Below are 8092 nucleotides of genomic sequence, written 5' to 3'. Positions count from 1 at the left end.
GTTCCCTGATAGCTCAGTTGGTAGAGCACTCGACTGTTAATCGAGTTGTCACAGGTTCGAGTCCTGTTCGGGGAGCCATTTATGGAGAGGTGTCCGAGTTGGCCGAAGGAGCACGATTGGAAATCGTGTAGGCGCCAAAAGCGTCTCGAGGGTTCGAATCCCTCTCTCTCCGCCATTATAATTTTAAGCAAGGCCCGTTGGTCAAGGGGTTAAGACACCTCCCTTTCACGGAGGTAACAGGGGTTCGAATCCCCTACGGGTCACCACTTTCTTTAATGCATCAGGGGATGAGAATCCCGTCGGTTCGTCGGAGGATAACTTCGTAAGCATAGACTTCGCAGTCTCGAACGAAGTGAGAGTATCCCCTACGGGTCACCACTTTCTTAAAAAACACTTGCTTCTTATATCAGATTTTGGTATGATAAAAGTCGCTTTGTTACGGAGGCTTAGCTCAGCTGGGAGAGCATCTGCCTTACAAGCAGAGGGTCGGGGGTTCGATCCCCTCAGCCTCCACCATAATTCATCCCCATAAAGTGAAGCTCATGCTTCGCAGGTAATTCAGGGGACCCCATACAAGCAACCCTTTTAATGACGCGGGGTGGAGCAGTTCGGTAGCTCGTCGGGCTCATAACCCGAAGGTCGTAGGTTCAAATCCTGCCCCCGCAACCAATTTATATCGCAATAGCGATAGTGCCTCGTGGAACTGTGGTGTAGAGGCCTAACATGCCTGCCTGTCACGCAGGAGATCGCGGGTTCGAATCCCGTCAGTTCCGCCATTTTTACAAGTTTCATAGATGACTTTGGGATGAGATGCGTATCCGATATGGGATTCGTCAAAGTCCGAAATGAGCTCTATGGCTCGGTAGCTCAGTCGGTAGAGCAGAGGACTGAAAATCCTCGTGTCGGCGGTTCGATTCCGTCCCGAGCCACCATGTACCTTTTATAATTTTATACGCCGGTGTAGCTCAATTGGTAGAGCAACTGACTTGTAATCAGTAGGTTGGGGGTTCAAGTCCTCTCGCCGGCACCATTCTGGAGGATTAGTGAAGTGGCTAAACACGGCAGACTGTAAATCTGCTCTCTTCGAGTTCGGTGGTTCGAATCCATCATCCTCCACCAGTTTTTAGGGGCATAGTTTAAAGGTAGAACAGCGGTCTCCAAAACCGTTAGTGTGGGTTCAATTCCTGCTGCCCCTGCCAATCGAATCAATTTTTAATACAATATGGCGGTCGTGGCGAAGTGGTTAACGCACCGGATTGTGGCTCCGGCACTCGGGGGTTCAATTCCCCTCGATCGCCCCATATTACAAAATCATATTGGGGATTAGCCAAGCGGTAAGGCAACGGACTTTGACTCCGTCATGCATAGGTTCGAATCCTATATCCCCAGCCATTGATTTTATGTTTGCGGACGTGGCTCAGCGGTAGAGCATCGCCTTGCCAAGGCGAGGGTCGCGGGTTCGATTCCCGTCGTCCGCTCCATTTTTATTTCTGGCGCCATAGCCAAGTGGTAAGGCACAGCTCTGCAAAAGCTTTATCCCCAGTTCGAATCTGGGTGGCGCCTCCATAACAACCATATGTGCCCTTAGCTCAGCTGGATAGAGCGTTTGACTACGAATCAAAAGGTCAGGAGTTCGAATCTCTTAGGGCACGCCATTGTGTAAGCCGGTGTGGCGGAATTGGCAGACGCGCGCGACTCAAAATCGTGAGGGAAACCGTGGGGGTTCGAGTCCCTTCACCGGCATCAATCAAAAGGAATGTAGACGATCAACGTCTGCATTCCTTTTTTTGTTGTCTCTCCATCGAAGCATCCGCACGACAAGTCCACTCCCAATCACAGCTGCTGAAGATCGTTCTCCTGTAGATCGATGTTCCTTCAATAAGTGATACCGTAGCAGGAGGGTGTCCGTTCATGGATAAAACGCAAAAAACTGCAGACCAGTCCAGGGGTTGGACGTAGGTCTATAGGAAGCCCCGCCTTAGGTCTAGGTCCAAAAACCGTCCACAGGCCGTTTTAGTCAAACTCGAAATTACCTAGAATAGAGTCATAAGGTTGAACAAATGAAACAACGATCAAACAACAGAAAGGCGGTGTATAAATGAGGAATTCAAAAGGCAATGGAATGAGTATCCTGTTGATTGGTTTAGGGATCTTGGTTCTTCTGGGAGTATTCGGTCCTCTGCTTGGATGGTTGTTCAGTCTTCTAATTCCGATACTGATGGTTGCTTTGGGATACTACGGAATTCGAAGAGGCAATACCTTGATGGGATGGATCATTCTCGGTATCGGCATCATCTGGTTGATGGGTAAACTGTCTTGGCTGATCGGTCCGATCCTTGGTGTTATCTTAATCATCTACGGAGTGTCCCGATTGAAGAATGGAAGACCCCGTTATTGATAAGGAACCACTACATTATATAACCTGCATAAACAACAGATCAGATCATGATAGATGAGGAGGGCTAAGCCGATATGAGTGTTTTCCGGCGGATAAGAGACATAACCGTAGCAACATTGAATGAAAAGCTCGAGCAGAGCCAGGATCCGGTTCGATTGATCGACCAGTTCCTACATTCAACCAGACAGGACATTGCTGAGGCCGAGAAGCTGCAGCAGCAATGCCAAGTACATTCCAGACAGCTGAAACAGCAGGTGGATCAAGCGGAAACCATGCGATTTAAACGCGAAGAGCAGGCACTGCTTGCCTTGAAGGCCGGCGAAGAGCATCTTGCCAAGCTGGCATTGCAGGAGAAGCTGATTTATGAGGAAAAGATTGAACAGTATCAAGGCCTGTTATCCTCAAGCCTGGAGTCGTTGAAAGAAATCGAGGAGCAGCTCGGTGAGCTGCGGATGGAATATCAGACGGTCTACAGCAAACGCCAGTATTATGTTGCCCGAGTGGAAACCCTTCGTCTTCAGCAAAAAATGAATGAACGTACGGGATCCTATGGCGGGGGTCATGATGTACCGAAGATGTTCAATCGCCTCGAGGACCGTATCAGCGACTGGGAACTGGAAGCCAGAAGCCTTCGCGATTTACGCCGCATGGGGCAGGAATACATGGATCAGGCTGGAGAATCCGTCTCCACGGTATTGGAAAAGGAACTTGCCCGCTTGAAGCAAAAGCTGAATAACAGCGGAAAGGAGTAACCATGACAAGATTGTACCGTTCCACCCGAGACAAGATGTTCACAGGGTTGATCGGCGGTATATCCGATCATTTCGGAGTCGAATCTACCCTACTTAGAATCATATTTGTAGTCAGTATCTTTTTCACAGGCGGTACAACGCTGTTGATCTATCTGATTGCAACCCTCGTCGTTCCTAAAGAGCCGTATTATCACGATCCGTACGGACCGCAAGGAAGACATGGCGGCGGATACCGTTACAACGACCATCCGGGCCCGGGGCCAGGCTACAACAGCTACAATGACGCTTATGGACGTCATCAAGGCTACCCTAATCCTAATGAGCATGGAAGCTTTGGTCCCAAATATGACCGTCCCAACGGCACAAGAACGAACGCGTCCACCGATTCCGATCTGGATGCGATGATGAAGGATATTGAAAGAAAAGCCATGCAAAAAGAAATCGAAGAATTGAAGAAAAAACTTTCGAACTATGAGAAGGGAGATAAATAACATGGGAGTATTTAAAAGAATCAAGGATATGACGAAAGCATCGGTGAACGAGCTGCTGGATAAAGTGGAGGATCCGATCGTAATGCTGAACCAGTACCTGCGCGACATGGAGGCAGAAATTCATGAAGCTGAGGTAACGGTTGCGAAGCAAATGGCAAATGAGCGTCGCATGAAGCAGCGCGTCGATGAGGCTGTGAAGATGGCGGCACAACGTGAAGCTCAGGCGGAATTGGCTCTGAAAAACGGTCAAGAAGAAGTGGCTCGCAAGCTGCTTGAAGAAAAGATCTATTTCGATCAAAAAGAAACCGAGTACGTGGAACTTCACCTGCAATCCGAGGCTCAAGCGAAAGAGCTTGTTGCTCAGCTGCATGAAATGAAAGACGAGTTCTACAAAATGCGCAACAAGCGCAATGAGCTTGTAGCTCGCGCTCAAATGGCGAAAGCGAAGAAGCAAATGTCTCAAGTGAGCAGCCTGCACACCATTGAAAGCGGCAGTGCTTCGATGGGCTTCCACCGCATGGAAGAAAAAATCATGCAAATGGAAGCTGAAGCTGATGTGCTTCGCGCACCATACCGCCCTAACAACGCAGCATACACAAGTCCAGTGGATGCTGAGAAGCAACTGAAGGTGGATGAGCAGCTGCAAGCGCTGAAAAACAAAATGGGGAAACCCTCGAAATCCGAGTAATTCCTTAGCAAGTCAGCAAAATAAGAACAAAGCGTATTCGAATACCGTGTTCATATGATATGCTATACGAATGAGATTGTCGTATAGTACAGGCAAAGCCATACAGTGGGGAACATCTCACTGATATGGCTTTTCCGAGCTTATATCTTGGTCATCAAGGAGGTGCGACATGGACAGAAACCGCTGGATAGCAGTAGGTTTAATCAGCTTGGGTTTTATTATGCTTTTCGGCCGATGGTTTGGTTTCTTCACCATTGTCGCCCTGTTGCTCATCTTCGCGGGCGTCCTTCAGATCAGGCAAGGCCATGTGAAGAAGGGGTACATTCTGCTCGGCGTCGGAGCCGTGCTGCTGCTGCTCGAGCATCTTATGTTGATTATTGGCGTCAGTTTGATATCGCTGGGTATTTTCTACGGCAAGTCCAAACGGGCCCATACCACGACCAGATATATTCAGAAGCAGAACTTTATGTCCAACTTTGACTGGGACCGTGCACCCTGGGTGATGCGCAGCTTGAGCGTGTGGCATGTGCTCGGAGAAGCGGATGTGGATCTGTCCCTGGCGCTTCCCGAAGAACGGCAAACGGTGCTCATGTTCCACGGAATGCTCGGTGATATCGATCTGATGATTCCGGACTATTACGGGGTGGAGATCGAAGCATTCATCTTGTTTGGATCGATTCATATGGACGACCGGAAGGAAACCGGCATATTGAACCGAGTGAAATATCAATCGCCCAATTATGAGACCAGCGAATATAAAGTGAAATTTATCGTTTCTTATTTAGGCGGAGATTTGAATATAAGAATGACATAATAAACGTATTGTTTTGTGTATACCATTCAGGAGGGTTGCCCCGTGGAAACGGAAAAGAAAGCAAATATCATTACCCGAAGTATGCGTGAGGGGACCCTTCTGGGATTGGTTGTCATGCTCGTTGTCCTTTATTTATTATATACATATGGTTATCTTCGACCGTTTGAGACGTGGAAGAACCGGATCGAGGCAGGCATAACCCTGGTATTGCTGCCGATCGGGCTGGGAGCGATTTATGGCTTCTTCCAGGGATACCGGGTAAAACGGCGGGTCGATCTCGTTAGGGAAACACTCGTGAACTGGGAAAAAGGGAGTCTGACGGACGTCATGCCGGACATCGGCGAAGACGAAGTGGGCCGGCTTGGAGAACAGCTGGTGAAGATCAGCAAGCGCTGGGAGGATCAGGTGTCTTCCCTGCAGCGGTTATCCACGAACAATGCCCAGCTAGCCGAGCAGGCCAGGGTTACGGCGATCGTGGAAGAGAGACAGCGTCTGGCGCGCGAGCTCCATGATGCGGTTTCTCAGCAGCTGTTTGCCATCTCGATGACGGCAACAGCTGTGGGCAGGACGCTGGATAAGGATTTTGACAAAGCGCAGCGCCAGGTGGCTCTGATTGAGGAAATGTCGGCTGTGGCACAGTCCGAGATGAGGGCGCTTCTCCTTCATCTGAGGCCGGTTTATCTCGAAGGAAAAGCACTGGAGCAGGGGCTGCGGGATTTGATCACGGAATTGCGGATCAAAGTACCTATGGAAATTACGTTTGAGATGGACGATGACATACATTTGCTTAAAGGGATCGAAAATCATCTGTTCCGCATTATTCAGGAGGCCATGTCGAATACGCTTCGGCACTCGAAGGCGGAAAAAATGGACATCCGGATTCATCGCAGGCAGAACACCGTTCGGGTAATGCTGCGAGATGACGGGGTCGGGTTCGAACTGGACGACAAGAAACAGACTTCCTACGGTCTTTCGACCATGCAGGAACGGGTGACGGAAATCGGCGGCTCGTTACAATTCATCACGGCCCCGGGTAAAGGGACGCGGATTGAGATTATCGTGCCGCTCATAAACGAAGAACGCAAACGGGGGGATGGAGATGGAAGCACCGATTAAGGTACTGCTGGTGGATGATCATGAGATGGTGCGGATCGGATTGGCTGCCGTGCTTGGCACCGAAGACGGCATTGAGGTGGTAGGCGAAGCGGGCAGCGGCGAGGAAGGCATACGCCTGGCGCAGGAATATCATCCTGACGTGGTGCTGATGGATCTGGTCATGGATGGGATGGACGGCATTGAGACCACGCGGGAGCTGATGAAGCAATTTCCGAATCTTAAGGTGATCGTACTAACCAGCTATCTGGACGATGAGAAGATGTATCCGGTCATTGAAGCAGGCGCATTCAGCTATCTGCTGAAGACCTCCCGGGCTTCCGAGGTCGCCGATGCTATACGTGCCGCCGCACGGGGGCAGTCGGTTCTGGAGTCTCAGGTCGCTTCGAAGATGATGAATCGTTTCCGCCATCCGCAAAATGAAGCGCCAGCGCATAATGACCTGACGGACCGGGAGATGGAAGTGCTGCGATTGCTGGCACAGGGCAAATCCAATCAGGACATTGCCGATGATTTGATTATAGGCATCAAAACCGTGAAGTTTCACGTGACGAATATTTTGGGCAAGCTGGGGGTAGAGGATCGGACCCAAGCTGCCATTTACGCTTATAAAAATGGGCTGGCGGAGTAAGGAGTGCCGGCTCTTTTTTATGCTTATGAACGTGAAATAAACAGTTCCCAGGTGCTGAGCGCGGATCTAAACAGATCCATGATGCGATGCGTAGGGTATCAACATATCCATATAAACAATGAGAGGCAGGCTTAAAGACTCCCCAATCGGGAGGCTTTTTTGTTATGGAGGTCTCTTTAAAACGGTAGGATAACTTGATCATTTTCAATGGCGAGGTATAAATCTGAAGTGAGGCGGCCATCCTTTTACTAGATTGATAGATTCGTACGAGGAGGCGTGGCTGACGATGCGGAAGATACGTTTACAGCTGATTGTGATGATGTTGTTGCTGTGCGGGGCAGCAGGGATGATGGCCGGTTTTGCGGGAACAACGGAACGCAATGGGGAGGAATCGGTTCCGCAAACGGCAGAGGCGTCAGCTTGGAAGGGAACGGCGAATGGAGCAACAGAAGCAGGGACTATAGCCGAAAGCAATTTGGAGCTTCTTGCAGCCCTTGGACAGGAACATATGGATCCTTCCGCGCTCCTCACGGTAAAAATTCAAGGCGAAATGATAAATTCGATTTCTAAGGATCAAGCTAAGACTGCAGCCGAAAAATTGGCTCGTGCAATGGGGCTTTCCGGCATTACCTCGAACGAGCTTCAAGGAAATGACGTATTCCAAGCGGAAGGCGATCGATCGGGCGTCTCCGTACATTTGGATTGGGCCCTCACGAAGCAAGGCCATAGTTATGCCAGAGTCATGCTTGTCGGAGAGGCAGCAGCGCAGGCCCGGGAAATGATGAGCCTTCAGCAGCATGTTCAAGAACGGATGGAGCAAGCAGGCATACCGAATACGTGGAATGCGTCCATTCAAGGATATGCAACGAAGTCAGGCAGCGTGGATGGAACGATGGCCCAAGTAGAAGAGGCCGTAGCCCGAAAGCTTCCGCTTCGTTCCGTTGAGGATTATGCGGATGTTACAACGATCAGCCGATCCTATGAGGCGCCTTCGCTGGGGACTTTTGTGAAGAGTGGCAACACGCCGATTCATATGCAGATCGCGGTGCATGAAGATTCGGTGAAGAAAAGCAGTAGAATAACGATCGGATTTCCTGTCATTACAATAGAATATTGAAAATAATATCTGAAACTCCGATGAAAAAATACGGAATGAGATAGCATACTTGAAATGAATATGCTAAAATGTCATCACATCGAGTTAA

The 8092-nt window shown here is 49.7% G+C and carries 8 protein-coding genes and 16 tRNA genes; all 24 read left to right on the top strand.

All coding sequences use genetic code 11. The features are described 5' to 3' along the window. Window positions 1-2 precede the first annotated feature (2 nt). The 24 genes from M1D70_RS27180 to M1D70_RS27065 all read left to right on the top strand — a co-directional run bounded on the left by M1D70_RS27180 (window position 3) and on the right by M1D70_RS27065 (window position 8004). A tRNA-Asn gene (locus M1D70_RS27180) sits at window positions 3-78 on the top strand. 5 nt (window positions 79-83) lie between these two features. Further along, window positions 84-175, top strand: a tRNA-Ser gene (locus tag M1D70_RS27175). Between the two features lie 16 nt (window positions 176-191). After that, window positions 192-266, top strand: a tRNA-Glu gene (locus M1D70_RS27170). A gap of 174 nt (window positions 267-440) precedes the next feature. Continuing rightward, a tRNA-Val gene (locus M1D70_RS27165) sits at window positions 441-516 on the top strand. Window positions 517-592: 76 nt separating this feature from the next. Beyond that, window positions 593-669: transfer RNA gene (locus M1D70_RS27160), tRNA-Met, on the top strand. 30 nt (window positions 670-699) lie between these two features. Further along, window positions 700-776: transfer RNA gene (locus M1D70_RS27155), tRNA-Asp, on the top strand. Between the two features lie 80 nt (window positions 777-856). Continuing rightward, window positions 857-932: transfer RNA gene (locus tag M1D70_RS27150), tRNA-Phe, on the top strand. 22 nt (window positions 933-954) lie between these two features. Next, window positions 955-1030 (top strand) — tRNA-Thr (locus tag M1D70_RS27145). Window positions 1031-1034: 4 nt separating this feature from the next. After that, window positions 1035-1119, top strand: a tRNA-Tyr gene (locus M1D70_RS27140). A 6-nt stretch (window positions 1120-1125) separates the two neighbouring features. Continuing rightward, window positions 1126-1199, top strand: a tRNA-Trp gene (locus M1D70_RS27135). Window positions 1200-1225: 26 nt separating this feature from the next. Next, window positions 1226-1301 (top strand) — tRNA-His (locus M1D70_RS27130). Window positions 1302-1317: 16 nt separating this feature from the next. Further along, a tRNA-Gln gene (locus M1D70_RS27125) sits at window positions 1318-1392 on the top strand. 14 nt (window positions 1393-1406) lie between these two features. After that, window positions 1407-1481, top strand: a tRNA-Gly gene (locus tag M1D70_RS27120). A gap of 11 nt (window positions 1482-1492) precedes the next feature. Beyond that, window positions 1493-1566, top strand: a tRNA-Cys gene (locus tag M1D70_RS27115). 12 nt (window positions 1567-1578) lie between these two features. Then, window positions 1579-1655, top strand: a tRNA-Arg gene (locus M1D70_RS27110). A gap of 8 nt (window positions 1656-1663) precedes the next feature. Continuing rightward, window positions 1664-1743, top strand: a tRNA-Leu gene (locus M1D70_RS27105). A gap of 355 nt (window positions 1744-2098) precedes the next feature. After that, complete coding sequence (locus M1D70_RS27100) at window positions 2099-2398, top strand: hypothetical protein (RefSeq protein WP_009591410.1); 300 nt, start codon at window positions 2099-2101, stop codon at window positions 2396-2398. Between the two features lie 74 nt (window positions 2399-2472). Then, complete coding sequence (locus M1D70_RS27095; protein ID WP_009591432.1) at window positions 2473-3150, top strand: PspA/IM30 family protein; 678 nt, start codon at window positions 2473-2475, stop codon at window positions 3148-3150. 2 nt (window positions 3151-3152) lie between these two features. Further along, window positions 3153-3641 carry a PspC domain-containing protein gene (locus M1D70_RS27090; protein WP_036665039.1) on the top strand — a complete coding sequence of 163 codons (489 nt, stop codon included), beginning with the start codon at window positions 3153-3155 and terminating at the stop codon, window positions 3639-3641. Between the two features lies 1 nt (window position 3642). After that, window positions 3643-4329 (top strand): PspA/IM30 family protein, encoded by a 687-nt coding sequence (locus M1D70_RS27085; protein WP_009591427.1) that lies wholly within the window; start codon window positions 3643-3645, stop codon window positions 4327-4329. A 169-nt stretch (window positions 4330-4498) separates the two neighbouring features. After that, window positions 4499-5143 (top strand): cell wall-active antibiotics response protein LiaF, encoded by a 645-nt coding sequence (gene liaF / locus M1D70_RS27080; protein ID WP_009591411.1) that lies wholly within the window; start codon window positions 4499-4501, stop codon window positions 5141-5143. A gap of 42 nt (window positions 5144-5185) precedes the next feature. Beyond that, a complete protein-coding gene (locus M1D70_RS27075; RefSeq protein WP_009591423.1) occupies window positions 5186-6259 on the top strand; it encodes a sensor histidine kinase in 1074 nt (357 codons plus the stop codon). After that, window positions 6237-6887, top strand: a complete 651-nt coding sequence (locus tag M1D70_RS27070; RefSeq protein ID WP_036665042.1) for a response regulator — start codon at window positions 6237-6239, stop codon at window positions 6885-6887. Before M1D70_RS27075 ends, M1D70_RS27070 begins: the two co-directional genes overlap by 23 nt. A gap of 286 nt (window positions 6888-7173) precedes the next feature. Next, complete coding sequence (locus tag M1D70_RS27065; protein ID WP_456288440.1) at window positions 7174-8004, top strand: YwmB family TATA-box binding protein; 831 nt, start codon at window positions 7174-7176, stop codon at window positions 8002-8004. Window positions 8005-8092: the final 88 nt, after the last annotated feature.

The organism is Paenibacillus sp. AK002 (assembly GCF_053903045.1).
This window is presented reverse-complemented; position numbering and strand designations above follow the sequence as displayed.

Coding starts and splice junctions, on each gene's coding strand:
- M1D70_RS27095 (WP_009591432.1), top strand. CDS start 2,473: ATGAGTGTTTTCCGGCGGATAAGAGACATAACCGTAGCAACATTGAAT.
- liaF (WP_009591411.1), top strand. CDS start 4,499: ATGGACAGAAACCGCTGGATAGCAGTAGGTTTAATCAGCTTGGGTTTT.
- M1D70_RS27085 (WP_009591427.1), top strand. CDS start 3,643: ATGGGAGTATTTAAAAGAATCAAGGATATGACGAAAGCATCGGTGAAC.
- M1D70_RS27070 (WP_036665042.1), top strand. CDS start 6,237: ATGGAGATGGAAGCACCGATTAAGGTACTGCTGGTGGATGATCATGAG.
- M1D70_RS27090 (WP_036665039.1), top strand. CDS start 3,153: ATGACAAGATTGTACCGTTCCACCCGAGACAAGATGTTCACAGGGTTG.
- M1D70_RS27100 (WP_009591410.1), top strand. CDS start 2,099: ATGAGGAATTCAAAAGGCAATGGAATGAGTATCCTGTTGATTGGTTTA.
- M1D70_RS27065 (WP_456288440.1), top strand. CDS start 7,174: ATGCGGAAGATACGTTTACAGCTGATTGTGATGATGTTGTTGCTGTGC.